Annotated in this window: 19 protein-coding genes and 1 tRNA gene; 19 read left to right on the plus strand and 1 reads right to left on the minus strand. The window is 56.5% G+C overall.

Features of this window, described 5'->3' with window-relative positions; all coding sequences use genetic code 11:
- Position 1 precedes the first annotated feature (1 nt).
- The 14 genes from BY454_RS05190 to secF all read left to right on the plus strand — a co-directional run bounded on the left by BY454_RS05190 (position 2) and on the right by secF (position 15,476).
- Entirely contained in the window at positions 2–1,879 is a 1,878-nt protein-coding gene (locus BY454_RS05190; RefSeq protein ID WP_104425543.1) for a flagellar hook protein FlgE, read from the plus strand.
- A gap of 76 nt (positions 1,880–1,955) precedes the next feature.
- On the plus strand, positions 1,956–2,711 hold the full coding sequence (locus BY454_RS05195) for a flagellar basal body rod protein FlgF (RefSeq protein ID WP_104415736.1): 756 nt from the start codon (positions 1,956–1,958) through the stop codon (positions 2,709–2,711).
- Between the two features lie 81 nt (positions 2,712–2,792).
- Complete coding sequence (gene flgG / locus BY454_RS05200; protein ID WP_104415735.1) at positions 2,793–3,581, plus strand: flagellar basal-body rod protein FlgG; 789 nt, start codon at positions 2,793–2,795, stop codon at positions 3,579–3,581.
- Positions 3,582–3,584: 3 nt separating this feature from the next.
- On the plus strand, positions 3,585–4,286 hold the full coding sequence (gene flgH / locus BY454_RS05205) for a flagellar basal body L-ring protein FlgH (protein ID WP_104415734.1): 702 nt from the start codon (positions 3,585–3,587) through the stop codon (positions 4,284–4,286).
- Complete coding sequence (locus BY454_RS05210) at positions 4,283–5,377, plus strand: flagellar basal body P-ring protein FlgI (protein WP_104415733.1); 1,095 nt, start codon at positions 4,283–4,285, stop codon at positions 5,375–5,377. The genes flgH and BY454_RS05210 overlap by 4 nt, the downstream gene beginning before the upstream one ends.
- Positions 5,378–5,385: 8 nt before the next feature.
- Positions 5,386–6,399 (plus strand): flagellar assembly peptidoglycan hydrolase FlgJ, encoded by a 1,014-nt coding sequence (flgJ, locus tag BY454_RS05215; protein WP_104415732.1) that lies wholly within the window; start codon positions 5,386–5,388, stop codon positions 6,397–6,399.
- Positions 6,400–6,405: 6 nt separating this feature from the next.
- Positions 6,406–8,469 (plus strand): flagellar hook-associated protein FlgK, encoded by a 2,064-nt coding sequence (gene flgK / locus BY454_RS05220; protein WP_104415731.1) that lies wholly within the window; start codon positions 6,406–6,408, stop codon positions 8,467–8,469.
- 18 nt (positions 8,470–8,487) lie between these two features.
- Entirely contained in the window at positions 8,488–9,726 is a 1,239-nt protein-coding gene (flgL, locus tag BY454_RS05225; protein ID WP_104415730.1) for a flagellar hook-associated protein FlgL, read from the plus strand.
- A gap of 80 nt (positions 9,727–9,806) precedes the next feature.
- Positions 9,807–9,893, plus strand: a tRNA-Leu gene (locus BY454_RS05230).
- Positions 9,894–9,935: 42 nt separating this feature from the next.
- Complete coding sequence (queA, locus tag BY454_RS05235; protein WP_104415729.1) at positions 9,936–11,018, plus strand: tRNA preQ1(34) S-adenosylmethionine ribosyltransferase-isomerase QueA; 1,083 nt, start codon at positions 9,936–9,938, stop codon at positions 11,016–11,018.
- Between the two features lie 14 nt (positions 11,019–11,032).
- The gene (tgt, locus tag BY454_RS05240) at positions 11,033–12,148 is read left to right on the plus strand and encodes a tRNA guanosine(34) transglycosylase Tgt (RefSeq protein WP_104415728.1); all 1,116 of its coding nucleotides are present in this window, start codon (positions 11,033–11,035) and stop codon (positions 12,146–12,148) included.
- 48 nt (positions 12,149–12,196) lie between these two features.
- On the plus strand, positions 12,197–12,562 hold the full coding sequence (gene yajC, locus BY454_RS05245; protein WP_104415727.1) for a preprotein translocase subunit YajC: 366 nt from the start codon (positions 12,197–12,199) through the stop codon (positions 12,560–12,562).
- Between the two features lie 90 nt (positions 12,563–12,652).
- Positions 12,653–14,530 carry a protein translocase subunit SecD gene (gene secD, locus BY454_RS05250; protein ID WP_104415726.1) on the plus strand — a complete coding sequence of 626 codons (1,878 nt, stop codon included), beginning with the start codon at positions 12,653–12,655 and terminating at the stop codon, positions 14,528–14,530.
- A complete protein-coding gene (gene secF / locus BY454_RS05255; protein WP_104415725.1) occupies positions 14,523–15,476 on the plus strand; it encodes a protein translocase subunit SecF in 954 nt (317 codons plus the stop codon). The genes secD and secF overlap by 8 nt, the downstream gene beginning before the upstream one ends.
- A 96-nt stretch (positions 15,477–15,572) precedes the next feature.
- Here secF and BY454_RS05260 read toward each other — a convergent pair whose 3' ends face one another.
- Entirely contained in the window at positions 15,573–16,373 is an 801-nt protein-coding gene (locus tag BY454_RS05260; protein ID WP_104415724.1) for an inositol monophosphatase family protein, read from the minus strand.
- Between the two features lie 185 nt (positions 16,374–16,558).
- On the opposite strand from BY454_RS05260, the gene trmJ reads away from it, so the two are divergent.
- The 5 genes from trmJ to ndk all read left to right on the plus strand — a co-directional run bounded on the left by trmJ (position 16,559) and on the right by ndk (position 20,471).
- A complete protein-coding gene (gene trmJ, locus BY454_RS05265) occupies positions 16,559–17,431 on the plus strand; it encodes a tRNA (cytosine(32)/uridine(32)-2'-O)-methyltransferase TrmJ (protein ID WP_104415723.1) in 873 nt (290 codons plus the stop codon).
- A complete protein-coding gene (gene cysE / locus BY454_RS05270; RefSeq protein ID WP_104415722.1) occupies positions 17,424–18,230 on the plus strand; it encodes a serine O-acetyltransferase in 807 nt (268 codons plus the stop codon). Before trmJ ends, cysE begins: the two co-directional genes overlap by 8 nt.
- Before the next feature lie 77 nt (positions 18,231–18,307).
- On the plus strand, positions 18,308–18,796 hold the full coding sequence (gene iscR / locus BY454_RS05275; RefSeq protein ID WP_104415721.1) for a Fe-S cluster assembly transcriptional regulator IscR: 489 nt from the start codon (positions 18,308–18,310) through the stop codon (positions 18,794–18,796).
- Positions 18,797–18,825: 29 nt separating this feature from the next.
- Entirely contained in the window at positions 18,826–19,974 is a 1,149-nt protein-coding gene (locus BY454_RS05280; protein ID WP_104415720.1) for an IscS subfamily cysteine desulfurase, read from the plus strand.
- A gap of 68 nt (positions 19,975–20,042) precedes the next feature.
- Positions 20,043–20,471 carry a nucleoside-diphosphate kinase gene (gene ndk / locus BY454_RS05285; protein WP_104415719.1) on the plus strand — a complete coding sequence of 143 codons (429 nt, stop codon included), beginning with the start codon at positions 20,043–20,045 and terminating at the stop codon, positions 20,469–20,471.
- Positions 20,472–20,493 lie beyond the last annotated feature (22 nt).

The following is a 20,493-nucleotide window of genomic DNA, read 5'->3' on the forward strand; positions in this document are numbered from 1 at the left end:
CATGGCATTTAACACAGGATTGAGCGGCCTTCGCGCCGCACAGGTGGATCTGGACGTCACCGGTAATAACATTGCCAACGCCAGCACCGTCGGTTTCAAAAGCAGCCGGGCCCAGTTTGGCGATCTCTACGCCAACGGTTTCCTGAGCTCCGGCAGCAACCCGGTGGGCGACGGCGTCACGGTTCAGGATATCCAGCAGCAGTTCGGTCAGGGCAACATCAGCTTTACCGATAATGGCCTGGATATGGCGATTGATGGTGATGGTTTCTTTGTGCTCAGCGATGGTGGCGAGACCCGTTATTCCCGGACAGGCCAGTTCGGCATTGATAAAGAAGGCTATGTCGTTAACAACCAGAACATGAAGGTGCAGGGGTTTACGGCGGACGATGATGGCAACATCTCGGGTGTTCGTGGCGACCTGCAGATCGCGACCGATAACCTCTCGCCCCGTCGCACTACTAACCTGCAAACGGATCTCAACCTGGATAGCCGCGAATCTGTGCTGGAACGTCGGGTTAAGAATTTCAGTTATCCAACCAGCGCATTCACTGATGGCGAGCAGTTTACCTTCAGTTATGCGGACGGCTCTGCCAATTCCGTTGTCACAATGCCAAATCCGATCACTTCCGCTAACTCAGTGGCAGAGGCTTTGCGTGCCGCACCGGGTGTGAATGCGTCCGGTACGACCACAGCAACTATTGCCAGTGCTGATACCGCTGGTACCAACACGCTTCAGGATCTGATTGATAACAATACTCTTGAAATCAGTGTCAATGGCGTGACAGTTGATACCAGTAGCGTAACGACGTTGGACGAACTGGCCACCGAAATTTCGAATCTCGGTAACTCTTCAATCTCTGCCAGCGTTAATGGCAGTGACCTTGATATTCGCGATAGTTCAGGCGAGTCACTTTCCGTTGTATGGGGGGATGCCTCTAATACTGCGACAGTAGCCACCCAGAATCAGGTCGAGATTACCACGGACCGTAATGTAGACGGTGTTACCTCCACAGATGGCTCTCCACTGGTTGCTGACTTTCCAACGACTGATCCAGAGGTAATTAATCCATTTAACCCACTTGATCAGCGCACTTACAATCATGCTACGTCCACAACCGTGTATGACAGCCTGGGTAATTCCCATGAACTGACTCAGTTCTATGTCAAACAACCGTCGCCAGGTAACGGTGTGGGGCAGAGCGAGTGGTCGGTTTACCTTCAGATTGACGGTGAGTTGGTCGGTGGTACGGACAGTGACCCGTACACTGCACTTTTTGACCAGGACGGTAATCTGGATTCCATCAATGGCGATCCCAATGGTGAGATCATTGTTACCGACTGGGTGCCCAAGGATCCCAATGGCGATCCGAACGGTGCCGATGGTCCCCCGGCCGATCCGAATGCGGTGGTTAGCCCGATTCCTGAGCCACCAACAAGCTCCGCCTTTGTGATTGACCTGGGCGACACCACCCAGTACGGCGCCGCGTTTGGTGTAAACGACCAGCAGCAGAACGGTTATACCACTGGCCGTCTGTCCGGCCTGGATGTGTCGGATGAAGGGGTAATCTTCGCCCGCTACACCAACGGTCAGTCCAACGAGCTGGGGCAGGTCGCGTTGGCGACCTTCAGCAACACCGACGGCTTGTCGCCAGTGGGTGATACCGCCTGGGTTGAAACGTTCGAGTCGGGCCAGCCTGTCGTTGGTAAGCCAAACACAGGCACCCTTGGCGCCATTGCCTCCAGCTCGGTCGAGGAATCCAACGTGGATCTCTCCGAGGAGCTGGTTAACCTGATCATTGCGCAGCGTAACTATCAGGCCAACGCCAAGACCATTGAAACCTCCGATGCGGTCACCCAGACCATCATCAACCTCCGCTAATAGTCCCTCCATGTAAACATGGCACGACTCCTGCAGGAATACTGGAAACAGTCAAATTTCCGGCAGGAGTTTGCCCATGGACAAAGCCCTCTATATTGGAATGTCTGGCGCCAAGCAGAACATGATGGCCCAGCGTGCCCACGCCAATAACCTGGCTAACGTTAATACCACCGGTTTCAAGAAGGATTTTGCCCAGGCCCGCAGCATGCCGGTATTTGGTGGCGACGGACAGCCCACCCGCGCCTATGCCATGACCGAGCGCCCGGGTACCGACCTTTCTTCCGGCGCCCTACAGGAAACCGGTCGCAAACTGGACGTCGCCTTGGAAGGTGACGGTTGGCTGGCGGTCCAGAACGGCCAGGGCGAAGAAGTCTTCACCCGAAGTGGCAGCCTCCAGGTGGATGTGAACGGCCTGATGCGTCTCTCCAGCGGTGAGATGGTCATGGGTAATGGCGGGCCGGTGGCCTTGCCTCCCTACGACAATATCCAGATCGGTAACGACGGCACTATTTCGATTGTTCCGGCTGGTGGGCCGCCAGACCAGATGGTGGAAATCGATCGCCTGAAGCTGGTCAACCCCCCGGCGGATGCCCTGGAAAAAGGTGAGGACGGTTTTATTCGCAGAAAACCGGATCAGGCGCTGGATGGTGAAGAACCTGCGGATGCTTCCATGCGCGTGGCGACCGGTTTTCTGGAGAGTTCCAACGTGAATGCCGTGGAAGAAATGATTTCCAACCTGCAGTTGTCCCGACAATACGAAATGCAGGTGAAGGTGATGTCGACCGCCAAAGAGAATTCCGAGGCCTCGGCACGGCTTTTGCAGAATCTCTGATAACACTGAATTAATCGCACCGGCTGCCAAAAAATCGGCAAAGAATTGTCGGCCAAGTGGCAGAAGGTAAGGAGTAAAACCATGCATCCAGCACTTTGGGTCAGTAAAACCGGGTTGAGCGCACAGGACACCAACATGTCCACGATCTCCAACAACCTGGCGAACGTTAATACCACCGGCTTCAAGCGTGACCGGGCGGTGTTCCAGGATCTGCTGTACCAGGTGAACCGACAGCCGGGTGGACAGAATACAGAAAACACCCAGCTGCCATCCGGCCTCCAACTGGGTACCGGTGTGCGGGTTGTTGGCACGGCCAAGCAGTTTACCCAGGGTAACCTGCAGGTGACCGAGCAGCCTCTGGACATGGCAGTAAACGGTCGTGGTTTCTTCCAGATTGAAATGCCGGACGGCCAGATTGCCTACACCCGCGATGGCCAGTTCCAACTGAACTCGGATGGCGACGTGGTCACTCCTGATGGTTTCCCACTGCAACCGAACATCAATGTGCCGGAGAACGCCACCAACATCACCATTGGCAAGGACGGCACTGTGACCGCGGTGACGGACGACCAGGCCGCACCGATCAACCTGGGCCAGGTCACTTTGGTGGATTTCATTAACCCGCAGGGCCTGCAGGCCATTGGTAACAACCTGTTCAAGGCCACCAATGCCAGCGGCGATCCCGGGGAAGGGGAGCCGGGTCTTGCAGGCCTGGGCAGCATTGAGCAAGGCACTATTGAATCGTCAAACGTGGAAGTGGTGGAAGAGCTGGTGAATATGATCACCACCCAGCGCGCCTACGAGATGAACTCCAAGGTAGTGTCCAGCACTGACCAGATGCTTCAGTTCATTACCAACAATATTGGTTAAGTTATGAAAAGCCTTCGTCGAATCATCAACACCGAACGCCCCGCCACCCTGGCATTGGTTGGCGCTCTGGTATTGCTCCAGGGTTGTACGGCCATGACCCGCCCGCGGGCAGAGCCGAACGATCCTCAGTATGCACCGGTTCGGGCTCACTCGATGATGCAGCGTAACCCGGACTCTGGCGCTATTTTCCAGGCGTCCCGGAATTACAACCTGTACGGCGATACCAAGGCTCTGAATGTGGGTGATGTCCTGACCGTTGTGCTCCGGGAATCCACCACTGCCAGTAAGAACGCGGAAACCACCATTACCAAGGACCAGCAACTGGGTCTGGCGGAACCGAACATTTTTGGCTACGGCAATATTGGGTTGGGCGCTTCCGCTGACATGGAACGTGATTTTGGAGGTAAGGCTGAGGCCGATCAGAGCAACAGCCTGGCAGGCAGCATCAGTGTCACTGTGGTGGAAGTGCTGCCCAATGGCGTGCTTCGGGTACGGGGCGAGAAGTGGCTGTCGCTGACCAACGGCGATGAATACATCCGTATGACCGGTCTGGTGCGTCCCCAGGATATTCAGCCCGACAACACCGTTACTTCCAACCGTGTTGCCGATGCCCGCTTCGCCTACGGCGGTACCGGTGATTTCGACCAGGCTAATCAGATGGGCTGGCTGGCCCGTTTCTTCAACAGCGAGTGGTGGCCACTATGATCCGCAAGTTGGTAGCTGTCTTCGTCCTGGTTTGCGTATCTGCCTCCCCGGTGATGGCGGATCGCCTCAAAGACATGGCGAAGGTCAAGGGTGTGCGTAATAACCAGCTGATTGGCTATGGCCTGGTGGTGGGTCTGGATGGCACTGGCGATTCCGGTCCCTACACCAACCAGACCATCCGCAACATGATGAACCAGTTTGGCGTCAACCTGCCGGATGGGGTCAACCCCGGTTCGGATAACGTTGCTGCGGTCACCGTGAGTGCTTCCTTGCCTCCTTTCGCCAAGGCGGGGCAGGAAATGGACATTACCGTGTCTTCAATCGGTAACGCAGACAGCCTGCGCGGCGGCACCCTTCTGATGACGCCGCTCAAGGGCGCCGATGGCCAGGTTTACGCCATGGCACAAGGCAGCCTGGTGGTTGGCGGTTTTGGCGCCCAGGGACAGGATGGCTCAAAGATTACGGTGAACGTGCCGAGTGTGGGCCGCATCCCCAACGGCGCAACCATTGAACGCGAAGTGGACTCGCCCTTTACCCGTGGCGATACCATCACCTTCAACCTGCTGCGCTCGGACTTCACAACCGCTCGGCGGGTGGTCGAGGCCATCAATGATCGCCTGGGTCCGGATATGGCCTACGCCCACGACGCCACCTCGGTTTCTGTACGGGCTCCCCGCGATCCGTCCCAGCGCGTCAGCTTTCTGTCGATCCTGGAGAACATTGAGGTGGATCCGGCCGAAGCCTCTGCCCGGGTGGTGATTAACAGCCGGACCGGCACCATCGTGGTGGGCCAGAACGTGCGAGTCAGCCCGGCGGCGATTACCCACGGCAACCTGACGGTCACCATCCAGGAAAACCCGCAGGTTGAGCAGCCCAATCCGTTTGCCGAGGGCCAGACTGCGGTGGAGCAGGATACCCAGATTGCGGTTACCGAAGAGCCGGCGCGTATGTTCAAGTTCGGACCGGCAACCACTTTGAATGAGATTGTCCAGGCCGTGAACCAGGTGGGTGCTGCCCCCGGGGATGTCATGGCGGTTCTTGAGGCACTGAAACAGGCCGGCTCTCTGCGTGCCGAGCTGATTGTGATCTAGGTGTGACCATGCAGGACTATCGCGTACAACAAGCCCAGGTATATACCGACTTTCAAGGCCTAAACGCCATGAAAGCCCAGGCCCGCACGGACAAGAAAGCGGCCCTGGAACAGGTGGCCAAACAGTTTGAGGGCCTGTTCCTTCAGGAAATGCTCAAGTCCATGCGCAAGGCGGGTGAAGCCTTTGCTGAAGGTAACTACCTCAACAGCAACGAGGCCAATACCTATCGCGATATGTTCGACAGCCAGGTGAGCCTGAGCATGGCAGGCGGCACCGGGACCGGCTTGGCCGAGGCGCTGGTGCGCCAGCTGAGCCAGCAGATTCCTGGCATGGACAGCGAAGGCGGAAAGCTCGCTGGCCATAAAAGCACACTTGCTGATTACGATCGCAGTCTGCCGGCGATTTCCCGGGAGTTGCCGAAACAGTTGTCGGAAGTGGATGAGATTTCCCGTGCCGTGGCGGCGGACAAGAAAGTCGCTGCCAGCGGCAAAGCTTTGCCGGCGGACGCCCGAGAATTGCCAGCGACATTTGAGTCCGCGGAACATTTCGTGACTGAGTTGATGCCAGTGGCTGAAAAAGTCGCTAAGGAAAGCGGTATCGATCCCAAACTGATGGTGGCCCAGGCGGCCCTGGAAACCGGATGGGGTCGACACATGATTGAAGGCGATGGTAATGAACCCAGCTTCAACCTGTTCGGCATCAAGGCCGACAGCCGCTGGAGCGGCAACGCCGTCACCATTACCACCACTGAGTTCCGGGGTGGTGTGCCCATGAAAGAGCGGGCGGATTTCCGGGCTTATGACGATTACGAAGCCAGCTTCCGGGATTACGTGGATTTCCTGCAAAGCAACCCGCGCTACAAGGATGTGTTGTCTTCGGCAGATCAGCCAGAGGCCTTCGCGGACAAGCTTCAGGAAGCTGGATATGCGACGGATCCAGAGTACGGCTCCAAGATTCGCAGCATTATGAGCCGCAGCGCAGCGATGACGCTGTCCATGCGCGGCACAGGTACAGAGGAGTAACGGGTCATGGCAGGATTGATCGGAATTGGTTTGACCGGTGTGCTGGGTCATCAGGCTGCTCTGAATACCACCGCCAACAACATTACTAACGCCAATACCCAGGGTTACAGCCGCCAGGAAGTGCAGTTTGAAACCCAGGAGGGTCAGCGTACCGGTGCCGGCACCATCGGCAGTGGTGTGTTCGTGTCCAATATTCGGCGCCTGGCGGACGAATACATTACGCAGCAGTTGCGTGAAGACACCATGCTCAACAGTGAGCAGCAGACATTGAATGCTGAGCTGAGCCGGCTTGATAACCTTTTGGGTGGCGAAAATACGGGTCTTAATGACGCATTGAACAACTTCTTCGCTGCTATGCAGAACGCAGCCGAAGATCCCACCTCCTTGCCACAGCGTCAGCTGGTATTGAGTGAAGGTCAGCAGGTGGTCAATCGTTTCCAAGGGTTGAGTGAGGAGCTGATCCAGCAGCGCGAATCCATCAAGACCCAGATGCAGCAAGGCGTGAAAGATGCCAATTCGCTGATTCGAAGCATTGCGGAGCTGAATCTGGCTATTTCCGAGTCCCCCGGGGTTGCCCAGGGTAAGATGCCGCTCGAACTGATGGATCAGCGTGATGAAAAGCTGCGTCAGCTGTCGGAATTGGTCAGCATCAAGGTTGCCGAAACTGAGGGTAGCCAGATCAACGTCTCCCTGGCTAATGGCCTGTCGCTGGTTACTGGCAACAACTCTGCGCAGTTCTCAACACGCACCAGCGCTGAAGACCCCAGCCGACTCGAATTCACCCTTGAGACCGGCGGTCGTACCTTGCTGGTCGACGACCAGATCAAGGGTGGCAAGCTCGGTGGGCTGCGGCGTTTTGATCAGGAGGCCCTGAAGCCGGCCTTTGATGAACTGGGCCGCCTCGCGATTGCATTGTCAGCATCCATCAACCATCAGCACGAGATCGGGATGGACCTGGAAGGTGATCTGGGTGGGAATTTCTTTACCGATATCAACACCGAAGCTGCCGAGCGCAGCCGGGTTGTGGCCAACGCCAATAATGCTGAACCGAAGAATGCCCAACTGGCGGTGGAAATTACAGACAGCACTGAACTGCCGGCGGGGACCTGGTCACTGCAATTTACCGGGGATGGCCGAAATTTCGAACTGATTAACACCGAAAGCGGTGAGACGGTTCGTCAGGGCCGGCTGCCGAACCCGGTACAGTCTGAAATCTCCATGCCAGGCTTCAATATTCGCGTGGAAGGTGGTGACTTCAATGCCGGCGACAAGTACCTGATCCAGCCGAGCAGAAATGCGGCTGAAAACATCGGCATGAACATCCGCCGGGAAGAGGATCTGGCGTTTGCCAGCCCGATCCGGGCGCGGGAAGGTGGCTATAACCCTGCTACCACCGAGACTCGGGAAAACAACCTGGGTACTGGTGAGATTAATCAGGGCACCATGCTCAATGTCCGTAACCCCAATAACAATGCTCTGCTTGACGGGTTCCGGAACAGTGGCGAATTGGCCAATGGCCCACTGAGAATTACCTTTGGCGACAAGACGGCCAGCGGCACCCTTGAATACGAGATTTATGAGGATGGTAATCCTACACCGATCATTTCCGGTAATGATTACGATCCCCAGAAGATCAATACCTTTTTCAGTGATTCAACGCTGGACCCCGAATATCAGGGCTTTCAGTTTGAGATGACCGGCGAGCCGGCCAATGGCGATGTTTTCACCATTGAATACAACGACAACGGCATTTCAGATAACCGCAATGCCGAATTGCTGGCATCTCTGGGTACCCGCAACACCATGAATGGCGGCACCCAGAACTTTACCGAGGGCTATGCCGGTCTGGTGGAAGACATTGGCGTGAAAACCCGCCAGAGCCAGCTGGATAAAGAAGCAAGCTCCACTTTGCTGGAACAGTCCAACAACCAGCGCGAATCGGTCTCCGGCGTGAATCTGGACGAAGAAGCCGGCAAGCTGATCCAGTACCAGGCCGCCTACAATGCCTCCTCCAAGGTGATGTCGGTGGCGCAGGACCTGTTCACCACGTTGCTGCAAAGCTTCCGCTAAGGGCAGAGGTAACTGACGATGATCCGTATTTCATCACAACAGATCTTTAACGGCGGGATTAACCGGTTGCAGGGTATTAACAGCAACCTGGTGGACACCCAGCAACAGATTTCCACTGGCAAGAAGGTCAACAAGCCTTCGGATGATCCGGTGGCGGCGGCGCGTATCCTGAAGCTCGATCAGGAGCTCAAGCGCGTGGACACCTACGAGCGGAACGCTAATCTGGCCGATAACCGCCTCAAGCAGGAAGAAAGTGCGCTGGCCAGCTCTGTGGATATTATTCAGAGGGTGCGTGAACTGACCGTACAGGCGGGCAGCGGTTCGTTGTCCACCAATGATCGGGAATCGATTTCAGCCGAACTTAAAGAGCGCCTGAGTCAGTTGGCTAACATCACTAATAGCCGCGATGCGTCCGGTGAATACATTTTCAGTGGCTTCCAGGGCCAGACTCCCGCTTTTGCCAAGGATGGCGCCGGTGACTGGCAGTATCAGGGCGATGAAGGCCAGCGGGTTCTGGAAATTGACGATGGCGTTACCGTGCCGATCAGTGATCATGGCAAGGGTATTTTCGTGGATGTAGCCAAGGCGGTGTCAGTGACGGATACTTCCGATGGCGGTACTGGCGATGCTGCCGGTTACGTGTCTGGTCTTGAGGTCGTTGCACCCAAGGACCTTCGGGATGCCTTTTCTGGCCGAGCGCCGGATGATTTGGTGGTGAGTGTCACCGACAACGCGGGTGTGCTGGAAGTCACCGTTACCGATCCGAGAAACGGGGCCACTATTCCGACCGAACCAGTGAACGCAGTGGCTGGCGAGGAGTTTGAAGTGGCGGGCATGAAAATGACGGTTAATGATGCCCAGGATGGCGATACCTATACGTTGGGTATCAGTGACCGACAGTCTGTCTTCGGCACAATAGAAAACCTCATAGACGGTCTTGAGGGCATCGCCAAGGGCGATGATCGTGGCAACGCCGAATACGATGCTTTGATCGCTGAGTCTCTGACCAACCTGGACAACGCCCAGGAAAAGATCATCCTCAAACAGACCGAGCTGGGTGGCCGTCTGAATGCAGTGGAATCCACCACCGCGTTTCTGGAGGATTCGGGCCTCTACACCAAGGAAATCCGCTCCCAGTTGCAGGACGTGGATTACGCCGAGGCCATCAGTAACCTGAGCTTCCAGAGCTTCGTGCTGCAGGCGGCCCAACAATCCTTCGCTCAGGTCTCCCGCATGTCGCTCTTTGATCGCCTCTAACAGCATGAGGCCACGGTAAATTTCGCCGTGGCCCGGTTGCTTTCAGGTTCAGGGTCAGTATAATTCACCCACTCTCCAATGGCGGCGTGGTGAAATTGGTAGACACGACGGATTCAAAATCCGTTGGGGTAAAACCCGTGGCGGTTCGAGTCCGCCCGCCGCTACCATTTATCCGGCCGCGCCCTGCGGCGTTCTGAATAACCCGACCCATGAACGTCTCCGATTTTCATTTTGATCTGCCGGACGAGTTGATCGCCCGCTATCCGCTTGAACAACGCAGCGCTTCACGCCTCCTGAATCTTGATGGCGCCACCGGCCAGACCCGACACCTGCAATTCACCGATTTGCCGGACCTGCTTGAGCCCGGTGACCTGCTGGTGTTCAACAACACGCGGGTGATTCCGGCGCGCCTGTTTGGCCGTAAGGAAACCGGTGGGCAGGTTGAAATCCTGGTGGAGCGCCTGTTGGGTGAGCAGGAGTTTCTGGCCCATACCCGTGCGTCGAAGTCGCCGAAAGTAGGGCAGGCCATCGTTCTGGAAGACGGCTCGAAGTTGCGCATGGTGGAGCGTCAGGATGCGCTTTTCCGGTTTGTGCATGAGGGGCAGGAAGCGGTTCTGGACCTGCTGGAGCGCATTGGCCACATGCCATTGCCGCCTTATATGGAGCGTGAAGACGAGCAATCGGACCGGGAGCGCTATCAGACTGTTTATGCCCGGGAAGCCGGGGCCGTGGCGGCGCCGACGGCAGGTCTACATTTTGATGATCCATTGCTGGCCAGGCTGAAAGAAAAGGGCATTGAATTCGCCTACGTCACCCTTCATGTGGGCGCCGGCACCTTCCAGCCGGTGCGTGTGGATAACGTTGAAGACCACGTGATGCACAGTGAGGTGGCCCAGGTGCCGGAGGAAACCGTGGAAGCGGTTCGTCGCACCCGTGAGCGGGGCGGCCGGGTGGTGGCCGTGGGCACCACCTCGGTTCGCTCGCTGGAATCGGCCAGTCGCGACGGCCAGTTGCAGCCTTTCCGCGACGAAACCAACATCTTTATCTATCCGGGCTATCGGTTCCAGACGGTAGACGCCCTGATTACCAACTTCCATTTGCCGGAATCCACGCTGATCATGTTGGTCAGCGCCTTTGCCGGCTATGACAATACCATGGCCGCCTACCGTGAGGCGGTGGCCCAGCGCTACCGCTTCTTCAGCTATGGCGACGCCATGTTCCTGATCGGTCAGCAGCCCAGCCTGGGTCGGCTGGCAGCCGGTCACACAGATTCCAAGGGAGAGCCTTCGTGAGTCAGTCCTGTTTTATGTCATTTGAAAAACTCGGGGAAGACGGCAAGGCCCGGCGCGGTCGCCTGACTTTTCCTCGCGGTACCGTGGAAACCCCCGCGTTCATGCCCGTGGGTACGTACGGCACCGTGAAAGGCATGCTGCCCCGGGACATTGAAGCCATTGGCGCTGAAATCATCCTGGGTAACACCTTCCACCTGATGCTGCGCCCGGGCACCGAGGTGGTCAAGGCCCACGGCGATCTGCACGATTTTACCCAGTGGCAGGGGCCAATCCTGACCGATTCCGGTGGTTTCCAGGTATTCAGCCTGGGGGATATGCGAAAGATTACGGAAAAGAGCGTAACCTTCCGGTCGCCAGTGGACGGCTCCAAGGTTGAGCTGTCACCGGAAATTGCGATCCAGGTGCAGCGTGATCTGGGCTCCGATATTGTGATGATCTTCGACGAGTGCACTCCATACCCGGCCACCGAAAAGCAGGCCCGAGAGTCCATGGAGTTGTCCCTGCGCTGGGCCGAGCGCAGCAAGAAAGCCCACGAAGGCAATCCGGCAGCGCTGTTTGGCATCGTGCAAGGCGGCATGTACGAGCCTTTGCGTGAGCGTTCACTGCAAGGGCTGACCGACATTGGCTTTGATGGCTACGCCATTGGCGGCCTTTCGGTGGGCGAGCCCAAAGAAGACATGATCCGCATTCTCGACCACTTGCCGCCAAAGATGCCGGAAGACAAGCCCCGCTACCTGATGGGCGTGGGGCGTCCGGAGGATATCGTTGAAGCGGTACGTCGTGGTATTGATATGTTCGATTGCGTAATGCCCACCCGGAACGCCCGGAACGGCTATCTGTTTACATCCACCGGTATTATAAAAATCCGTAATGCGCGGCACCGTCACGATACCGGACCATTGGATGAACGATGCGATTGCTACACCTGTCAGCACTTTTCGCGCAGCTATCTGCACCATCTGGACAAGTGTGGTGAAATGCTTGGCTCCCAGCTCAACACCATCCACAATCTGCGCTTCTACCAGAACCTGATGAGTGGATTGCGTGGGGCAATCGAAGCAGGTACATTGTCCGACTTTATAAGCGAATTCTATGCCTTACGGGGTGAAACCGTACCGCCGCTGGGCTGATTCTGCTCACGTTTTAATCGAAGACCAGTTAACTAACGGAGAACCTGAATGAAAACAATGAAACTGCTCATCGCCGGCCTGTTGACCGTGATGCCCGCTCTTGCCCTGGCGCAGGAAGGTGCCCCCGCAGGTGGTATGGGCGTGATCGGCCAAGTTATCTTCTTTGCCGGCTTTATTGCCATTTTCTACTTCCTGATCTGGCGTCCGCAGTCCAAGCGTGCCAAGGAGCATAAAGCCCTGATGTCTGGCCTGAACAAAGGCGACGAAGTGGTAACCTCCGGCGGTGTTGCCGGTCGCATCACCAAGGTGGCTGATGACTTCATCGTGCTGGAAGTGGCCGATAACGTTGAAATCAAGGTCCAGAAAGTGGCTGTCGCGACAGCTCTGCCAAAAGGCACACTGAAGGATATCTGAGCTGGTTCATTACGGGCGCATCAGGCGCCCGTTGCTTTTTTTACTGGCTGAAAATGACGGCCGGATCTCTCGCCGGCTTAAAGGAATCCCATGTTGAACAAGTTTCCTCTCTGGAAAAACCTGGTCATTGTGGCTGCGCTCGTGATCGGGTTTATTTACGCATTACCCAACTTCTTTCCTGATGATTACGCCATCCAGATTACCGGTGCCCGTGGTGGTACTGAAGTGGATCAGCGAGTGTTGGACCGGGCGCTGGATGCACTGGACGCACAAAACATCGAAGTTAAGTCCAGCACCCTGGAAGACCGGGACGCGTTGATCCGCCTGACCAGCTCTGAGGCTCAGTTGCGGGCTCGTCCGATTGTTCAGGAGGCCATCGGTGACCGCTACCTGGCGGCGCTTAATATGGCCCCTTCCACGCCGGGCTGGTTGCAGAGCCTGGGCGCCGGTCCCATGAAGTTGGGTCTGGATTTGCGTGGCGGCGTGCACTTCCTGCTGGAAGTCGATATGGAAACCGCCTTGCAGCAGCGTCTGGAAGCCCTGGCTGGCCAGATCAAGCGTGACATGCGTGAAGAGAGGATTCGTTACCGCGGTGGCGATATTGAAAATAATCGGGCGCTGATGTTCAGTTTCCGGGATGAAGAGTCCCGAACTGAAGCGTTCGACTTGGTTCGTGATCAGTATAACGAGTTCCTGCTGGATGAAAGCCGGACAGAAGATGGCGAATACCTGCTGACGCTCAGCCTGTCCGAAACGGAAGTGAAAGCCATTCAGGAATACGCTCTGGAGCAGAACCTGACCACCATCCGTAACCGGGTTAACGAACTTGGTGTGGCCGAGCCACTGGTTCAGCGTCAAGGGGCTGACCGCATTATCGTTGAGCTGCCCGGCGTACAGGACACTGCCCAGGCCAAGCGTGTGCTTGGTTCTACCGCGAACCTGGAGTTCCGTCTGGAAGCACGCCAGGATGCGCCGTCAGCTGAAACGGAAGAGTATTCTTTCCGGGACCAGCCGAACCGAACCGCTCGTCTTGAGAAGGACGTGATCGCCACCGGTAACAACGTGGCGAACGCCCAGCAGGCCTTTGACCAGAATGGCCAGCCCCAGGTCAATATCACCATGGACTCCGTGGGCGGCGACCTGATGAATCGCGCCACTCGCAATAACGTTGGTCGCCGTATGGCGGTGCTGTTCATTGAGTACGGCACCGAAACCCAGATGCGGGAAGTGAACGGCCAGATGCAGGAAGTTGAGAAGCGGGTGGTCGACAAGGGCATCATCAGCCTCGCAACCATCCAGTCTGCACTTGGCAGCAGCTTCCGCATCACCGGCCTGGACTCCATCCCGGAAGCCGCGGAGCTGGCTCTGTTACTTCGAGCGGGCGCACTGGCTGCTCCGATGTACTTTGTCCAGGAGCGCACCATTGGTCCGAGCCTTGGTCAACAGAACATCGAAGCTGGCTTCATGTCAGTGGTCTTTGGTTTCAGTCTGGTACTGGTTTACATGCTGGTGTTCTACCGTGGCTTTGGCCTGATTGCCAATGTGGCGTTGGTGCTGAACCTGATGTTGTTGGTAGCGTGCATGTCGATTCTATCGGCAACACTGACCCTGCCAGGCATCGCCGGTATTGTTTTGACGGTGGGTATGGCCGTTGATGCCAACGTCTTGATCTTTGAGCGAATAAAAGAAGAGCTCAAGGCAGGGGCGCCGCCTCAGTTGGCTATTAATTCCGGCTATGGTCGGGCATTCGTTTCAATCTTTGATGCCAATATAACTACGTTGCTGGTGGCAGTGATTCTCTTTGCCATGGGCTCTGGGCCGGTGAAGGGTTTCGCGGTGACACTTTGCATCGGTATCCTGACGTCCATGTTCTCTGGCTTGCTGGTCAGTCGCGGCATCGTGAATTTGGTATATGGCGGCCGCCGGGTCGAGAAGCTGTCAATCGGGGGGAAGCTTGCTAATGGCTGATATGGAGAAGAAACCGTTTGACTTCATGGGTCTGCGCAAAGCCGCGTCCATGCTTTCGTTTGCCCTGGTGGTGGCTTCCATCGCCTTGCTGGCGGTTCGTGGTCTGAACCTTGGTATGGATTTTACCGGGGGCACTTCGGTCGAGCTCGAGTATGTGGAGGCCCCAAACCTGGATGCCATCCGTGGTGCAATGGACGGTGCGGGTTACGAGCAGTTCTCGGTCCAGAATTTTGGCGCAGACACGACGGTATTGATCCGAATGGCCGAGGCCGGAGACGATCAATTGGCGCGTGAAGTCACGTCGTTGCTGCGTGAGGACGGCGTGGAACTGGAGTTGATCAGTTCTGAGTTCGTTGGCTCGCAGGTGGGCGAGGAATTGAAAGAAGACAGTGGCCTGGGTTTGCTTTTGGCCTTGGCTGTCGTGTTGATATACGTCGGCATGCGCTTTCAGTTCAAATTTGGTATCGCTGCGGTGGTTCCGCTTGTTCACGACGTGATCATTGTGCTCGGTGTTTTTTCGCTGTTCCAGTGGACCTTTGATTTGACCGTGCTGGCAGCGCTATTAGCGGTTATTGGTTACTCACTGAACGATACGATCGTGGTAGCAGACCGCATCCGTGAGAATTTCCGCAAGATGCGGGTGGGTGAATCCTGGGATATTATCAATGCCTCGATTCATGAAACCATTACCCGGACCATTAACACCTCGGGTACCACGCTTGTGGTGCTGCTGGCTCTGTATCTGTTTGGCGGCGAAGCGATCAACAACTTCGCCCTGGCGCTTATTATTGGTGTCGTTGTGGGTACCTACTCCTCCATCTATGTGTCTGCGAACATGCTGATGGTGATGGGTGTAAGCCGAGAGGACCTGCTTGTTCCTGCTAAAGAGGGAACTGGTGAAGAGCCTGAGAGTGAGGAGCCGCCAGAGTGGTTGAACCGGATGTAGCATCCGGTTTTTCTTCAGGCACAAAAAAACCGCCATCCTTTTGGATCTGGCGGTTTTTTTGTGCCTGCCTGATATGGGGCGGATGGTCGTTCCTTTCTACCTCGGCATGCGACCGCGGAATGGGTGCAGTGTTTTCAGTAGTTCGCGGAACAGCTTGGGGTTGGCGACCACTAACTGGCGGGCTGCTCCGGTCGACGGATTGCCGGAGAAATCACCGGTGAGTGCGCCGGATTCCATGGCCAGAGTAACGCCAAGATCCAGATCTTCAGGCTCCGGGCGGAAAATGATGGCTGCATCCAGAAGGCCGGCAGAGACTCTTGCGATGTCGAGTGCTACACAGCCGGAAGTACGGAACATGCCGCTTTCCCGGGCAACTGTGGCGGCCATTTCGCCCCAGAGAAGAGGGTCGTCCCCTTGGCGGGCCTGATCAAGCAGGTTACTGGCAATGGCTGCCTTGGCCGGCAGTTTGACCTCGGATGTCCTGACTCGACGACTGTTCAGTGCCGCGCCGTGGCCACGACTTGCTGCGTATTCTTCGCCGGTGACGGGGTTAACCAGCAGCAAATTTTCGGTGCGGTTATTTTTCTTTTGGGAGAGGGCTAGAGCAAACTCGGGAATGCCCCGCAGGAAGTTCTCCCGACCCAATACCGGGAAAATGTGCCAGCTTTTTTCGCTGCCATTGGCATCGGCTTCGCCCATTGGTGCAATGGTGTGGTCCTTGTAGGCCTTTTCCAGTTGCTCGACGAAGTTGTCGTAAATGGACTGTTCTACCCGCTCCAGCTGACGGCTGCGGTCGGCTTCTTCTTTGCCGTTGGCTTCCTGTCGCTCGAAATGGGCTTTGAGATAGTCTGAACCCTGGCGTGCAATGCGCAGGGCCATCTTGATTGCTGGTTGCATCTGAGTGTTCATTATCCGGGTGTGTTAAGGGGCGTAATCATATCAAAAGTTGGCACCGCTTGTATGGTTTTCGCCGAGCAGGATCTGATATTCAGCCGTTGTGGGTTCTTCGGAGAGCGGACCGCCCGATGTTTCTGCTATCATTTGCGCTTATTTCAATATCCTAAGCACAGGCACCCGTATTCATGCATAAGCACGCGTTGCCCCAGGCTGGCACCGACACCTTTAATGATCAGATACGGATCGTACTGGTGGAAACCTCCCACTCCGGCAACATCGGCGCAGTGGCTCGCGCCATGAAGAACATGGGGCTGGCCAATCTCTGGCTTGTTAACCCGGTCTCTTTCCCGGATGAAGCCTCCTATGCGCGTGCGTCGGGTGCTGCGGACGTGCTGGACCGGGCCCAGGTAGTAGGCTCACTGGAAGAGGCGCTGGCTGACTGCGCTCTGGTTATGGGCACCAGTGCTCGAGGCCGGAAAGTGCCTTGGCCGGTTATGGCGCCGCCGCAGGCAGCGGCCACGGCGGCACAGTACAGCACAGAGGGACAGGTGGCGCTTGTGTTCGGTCGGGAAAATAATGGCTTGTCCAACGACGAATTGCAGCGTTGTCATTACCACATCCATATTCCGTCCAATCCGGATTACAGCTCGCTGAACCTGTCGATGGCGGTGCAGGTGCTGTGCTACGAATTGCGGATGCATTATCTGCGAAGCCTTGAAGAGAGCGAATCCAGCCCTTACCTTGAAGCCATGGTAAGCCCCGGCGATAGTGGTTGGGATGTACCTCCGGCAAATGTGCGCGAGGTGGAGGGCTTCTTTGGCCATCTGGAGCAGGTTTTGCGGCAGGTCGAGTTCCATCGTCGTGACAATCCGCGCCAGTTGATGACCCGGCTGAGGCGCCTGTTTCAAAGGGCTCACCTGGATCAGATGGAAATCAATATCCTGCGGGGTATTCTGACCTCGGTACAGAAAGCCGTCGGTGGGCCGCAGGCTGACACCCAAGACAAATCCACTGTGGCCCAGTCCACAGATGAAGGCCAGGAAAAAGACAATGCTTGAGCGTTTACGGGAAGACATTAACAGCGTTTTTCATCGGGACCCGGCAGCCCGTAATACCTTTGAGGTGCTGACCAACTATCCGGGCTTGCACGCCCTGTTGTTTCACCGGTTCGCTCACTGGTTATGGAATCTGGGGCTGAAGTGGCTGGCCAGAACCATTTCCACGCTGGCGCGCTGGCTGACCGGCATTGAGATTCATCCGGGTGCGACCATTGGTCGTCGTTTCTTTATCGACCACGGTATGGGCGTGGTGATTGGTGAAACCACGGTCATTGGCGATGATGTCACGCTCTACCAGGGCGTTACTCTGGGGGGCACCAGCTGGAACAAAGGTAAGCGTCATCCAACCATTGGTAATGGCGTTGTTGTAGGCGCTGGTGCCAAAATCCTTGGGCCATTTGAAGTAGGTGAGGGCGCCAAGGTGGGGTCCAACTCTGTGGTTACCAAAGCGGTGCCAGCGGGTGCCACCGTGGTGGGTATTCCCGGCCGTGCCATTGTCAAGAAACGTCCGTCAGAGGATGAGGCTCGGCGCAAGGAAATGGAAAAGCGCATGGGCTTCGATGCCTATGGTGTTACCGAGGAAATGCCAGACCCGGTGGCGCGTTCCATGCGGGCATTGCTGGATCATATGCACGCCGTGGACGATCGCATTGAGAACATGTGCCAGGCGCTGCGCAAGGTGAACAGCGAGTATCAGAACGGTGATTTGCCGCCGCTGCAGGACGAGGCATTCGATTGCGTTCGCGATGAAAGCGGTAGCGATGACAGTGAGCCGTCCAAGGAACAGCCCAAGGGCTGAATACTTGACTGTTTTGGTAGGTCAATTCATACTCGATCAGAATTTCTGGATAGGTTCCTATTGCCGGGGCTGAGCTTATGAAGCTGACCACAAAAGGCCGTTATGCGGTGACCGCGATGCTTGACCTGGCCCTTCATGGTGCTGAAGGGCCGGTGAGTCTCGCAGATATTTCATCGCGCCAGGAAATTTCCCTTTCCTATCTTGAGCAACTTTTTTCCCGTTTGCGCCGCCAACACCTGGTTGTCAGTGTCCGTGGGCCCGGTGGGGGCTATCGGCTTAGCCGCTCAGCCGACGAAGTATTCATCGCGGAAGTGGTGGATGCCGTCAGCGAATCGCTGGATACCACGCGCTGTGGTAATAAGGGGGATTGCCAGAATGGTGAGAAGTGTTTGACTCATCATCTCTGGTCGGATCTCAGTGATCGTATTCACAACTTTCTGAGCGAAATCAGCCTTGGTGATTTGATGCGCAAGCGTGAAATCCAGCATGTGGCTGAGCGGCAGAATCACAAGCAGTCGGAGGCGATCAACACCCGCCGGCTGACCGACCAGGCGTCAGCCTTGTAACCTAACCTATATCTCTACTGACAGACATCATGAAGAAGCCCGTCTATCTGGATTACGCGGCCACCACGCCCGTTGACCCTCTCGTTGCCGACGAAATGATGAAGTATCTGACTCTGGACGGAGTGTTCGGCAACCCCGCTTCAAGAACTCACGGCTATGGCTGGCAGGCGGAGGCGGCGGTCGAGTCCGCCCGTCGTCAGGTGGCTGACCTGATACACGCTGATCCCCGGGAAATTGTCTGGACCTCCGGTGCCACCGAGTCGGACAACCTTGCGATCAAAGGCGTGGCCTTGAGGACTCCTGGTTCGCACATTGTTACCTCCACCATCGAGCACAAGGCAGTGGTGGATACCTGTCACTGGTTGGAAGAAAAAGGGGTGGAGGTTACCTGGCTGGAGCCGGAGCCTGATGGTCGAGTACGGCCGTCGGCGGTTTTTGAGGCGTTGCGAGACAACACGGTGCTGGTCAGCCTTATGCTGGTCAATAACGAGCTGGGTTGCGTGACGGATATTGCAGCGATCGGTGAAATGCTGCGGGAGCGCGGCGTACTGTTGCATGTGGATGCAGCTCAGGCGGTGGGTAAGATGCCGGTTGATGTGAATACCCTCAAGGTAGATCTGCTGTCCCTTTCCGCTCACAAGCTATATGGACCCAAAGGCGTGGGGGCACTGTATGTGCGGCGTGCACCGGAAGTCCGTCTGGAGGCCCAGATTCACGGGGGCGGCCATGAGAGGGGGATGCGGTCTGGAACACTGCCTACGCACCAGGTCGCTGGCATGGGGAAGGCGTTTCAGTTAGCCGGTGACCAGCTTGAAGAAGAAATGGGGCGTTTGCGCCAGTTGCGGGAGCGGTTCCTGAAAGGTCTGCAGTCCCTGGAAGGGGTGCACTTCAACGGTAGTCGGGAACATTGCGTGCCCGGCATTGTCAATTTGTCTTTTGAGGGTGTCGAAGCTGAGTCCCTCATGCTTGGTCTCCGGCATCTGGCCGTATCGTCCGGGTCAGCCTGTGCGTCGGCAGCGACCGAACCTTCTTATGTCCTGCGTGGCATTGGCCTCAGCGATGAGCTGGCGCATCGTGCGCTTCGCTTCTCCCTGGGTCGTTTTACCACTGCTGAAGAGGTGGATTTTGCGTGTGAGCAGGTCATCAGCGTAGTACAGAGGCTTCGCTCGCTACGGTAGGCAGTTGTAACCTTACCGCGTATAATCCCCCTTCGGATTTTCTAACACCCATTAATTGGAGCAATACCATGGCAAACGAGCGCACGCTCTCCATTATCAAACCCGATGCTGTCGCCAAAAACGTAATTGGCGAAATCCTGAGCCGTTTTGAAAAAGCCGACCTGAACATCGTCGCTGCCAAAATGATGCACCTGACTCAGGAGCAGGCTGAAGGTTTTTACGCCGAGCACAAGGAACGCCCGTTCTTTAACGACCTGGTAGCGTTCATGACCTCCGGCCCAGTTGTGGTTCAGGTTCTGGAAGGTGAAGGTGCCATCCTGAAAAACCGTGACCTGATGGGTGCCACCAACCCGAAAGAAGCCGAAGCTGGCACCATCCGTGCTGACTTTGCTTCCACCATCGACGCGAACGCCGTTCACGGTTCTGATTCCGCCGAATCTGCCGAGCGCGAAATCGCTTATTTCTTCAACGACAGCGAAATCTGCCCGCGCGGCTAATGCTGTTGTTTCGGAGGTGGCG

This window comes from Marinobacter persicus, assembly GCF_002934325.1.
Lineage (GTDB): Bacteria > Pseudomonadota > Gammaproteobacteria > Pseudomonadales > Oleiphilaceae > Marinobacter > Marinobacter persicus_A.

Excerpts from the sequence above, each read along its gene's own strand:
- BY454_RS05190 (WP_104425543.1), top strand. The coding sequence starts at position 2 with ATGGCATTTAACACAGGATTGAGCGGCCTTCGCGCCGCACAGGTGGAT.
- BY454_RS05195 (WP_104415736.1), top strand. The coding sequence starts at position 1,956 with ATGGACAAAGCCCTCTATATTGGAATGTCTGGCGCCAAGCAGAACATG.
- flgG (WP_104415735.1), top strand. The coding sequence starts at position 2,793 with ATGCATCCAGCACTTTGGGTCAGTAAAACCGGGTTGAGCGCACAGGAC.
- flgH (WP_104415734.1), top strand. The coding sequence starts at position 3,585 with ATGAAAAGCCTTCGTCGAATCATCAACACCGAACGCCCCGCCACCCTG.
- BY454_RS05210 (WP_104415733.1), top strand. The coding sequence starts at position 4,283 with ATGATCCGCAAGTTGGTAGCTGTCTTCGTCCTGGTTTGCGTATCTGCC.
- flgJ (WP_104415732.1), top strand. The coding sequence starts at position 5,386 with ATGCAGGACTATCGCGTACAACAAGCCCAGGTATATACCGACTTTCAA.
- flgK (WP_104415731.1), top strand. The coding sequence starts at position 6,406 with ATGGCAGGATTGATCGGAATTGGTTTGACCGGTGTGCTGGGTCATCAG.
- flgL (WP_104415730.1), top strand. The coding sequence starts at position 8,488 with ATGATCCGTATTTCATCACAACAGATCTTTAACGGCGGGATTAACCGG.
- queA (WP_104415729.1), top strand. The coding sequence starts at position 9,936 with ATGAACGTCTCCGATTTTCATTTTGATCTGCCGGACGAGTTGATCGCC.
- tgt (WP_104415728.1), top strand. The coding sequence starts at position 11,033 with ATGTCATTTGAAAAACTCGGGGAAGACGGCAAGGCCCGGCGCGGTCGC.
- yajC (WP_104415727.1), top strand. The coding sequence starts at position 12,197 with ATGAAAACAATGAAACTGCTCATCGCCGGCCTGTTGACCGTGATGCCC.
- secD (WP_104415726.1), top strand. The coding sequence starts at position 12,653 with ATGTTGAACAAGTTTCCTCTCTGGAAAAACCTGGTCATTGTGGCTGCG.
- secF (WP_104415725.1), top strand. The coding sequence starts at position 14,523 with ATGGCTGATATGGAGAAGAAACCGTTTGACTTCATGGGTCTGCGCAAA.
- BY454_RS05260 (WP_104415724.1), bottom strand. The coding sequence starts at position 16,373 with ATGCAACCAGCAATCAAGATGGCCCTGCGCATTGCACGCCAGGGTTCA.
- trmJ (WP_104415723.1), top strand. The coding sequence starts at position 16,559 with ATGCATAAGCACGCGTTGCCCCAGGCTGGCACCGACACCTTTAATGAT.
- cysE (WP_104415722.1), top strand. The coding sequence starts at position 17,424 with ATGCTTGAGCGTTTACGGGAAGACATTAACAGCGTTTTTCATCGGGAC.
- iscR (WP_104415721.1), top strand. The coding sequence starts at position 18,308 with ATGAAGCTGACCACAAAAGGCCGTTATGCGGTGACCGCGATGCTTGAC.
- BY454_RS05280 (WP_104415720.1), top strand. The coding sequence starts at position 18,826 with ATGAAGAAGCCCGTCTATCTGGATTACGCGGCCACCACGCCCGTTGAC.
- ndk (WP_104415719.1), top strand. The coding sequence starts at position 20,043 with ATGGCAAACGAGCGCACGCTCTCCATTATCAAACCCGATGCTGTCGCC.